Origin of the sequence: Streptococcus pseudopneumoniae (assembly GCF_038148935.1) — a bacterium.
GTDB lineage: Bacteria > Bacillota > Bacilli > Lactobacillales > Streptococcaceae > Streptococcus > Streptococcus pseudopneumoniae_U.
In genome coordinates this window covers 1-558 of sequence record NZ_JBBJZX010000208.1, presented here as the reverse complement: position 1 = coordinate 558, position 558 = coordinate 1, and the positions used below count along the sequence as shown (strand labels likewise).

At 40.9% G+C, this 558-nt stretch carries 1 protein-coding gene; it reads right to left on the bottom strand.

Annotation, left to right across the window (positions count from 1 at the left end):
- The coding region (locus tag WKI42_RS10640; RefSeq protein ID WP_368081908.1) for a PD-(D/E)XK nuclease family transposase at positions 1-558 on the bottom strand (558 nt) is incomplete at both ends.

Genomic DNA, 558 nt, shown 5'->3' with positions numbered 1-558 from the left:
TAGCAGTTGGTCTGCCTGGCTAATGGCTCGCTCGGGTTGTTGAGTAAAGGGTTTGTTCCCGAAAAACTCTAACCATGGTTTGCGAATACTATCTTTGCTGGTTTCCCTATATTTTTTTAATTCCAAGAATGCCATTTTAACTAGATGGTTTTCTTGACCGTTATTTGTGATGGTTAAGACCTCACCTGTCGTGTCCTCTCGCATGCTAAAGCTATGAAAAGCTTGATCATCATGGAAGTAGTTACTATCGACAATTGCAATAGCGTATACTGGTGCAATGTGTTTGTAACTCTGGTGAGTATTTCCTTCTTGTTGGCGAATTTTTTCTAGGTTTTGATTGACCTGACTACATAGATAAGCCCACAAGCGATTGATGAAAAAATTCTGATGATGCACTTGAATCTCAATGATTACCTGAGTTCCATTATCCAACTCCGCTAAGACGTCTATACTGGTATAGAAATCCTGCGCCGAGTAAGGCAGGGAAGGCAAGACATGAATATTGCTCCCTTCCAAAATGGTTACATTTTTGGCTGGTAAATCCAGCATATCGCGGAT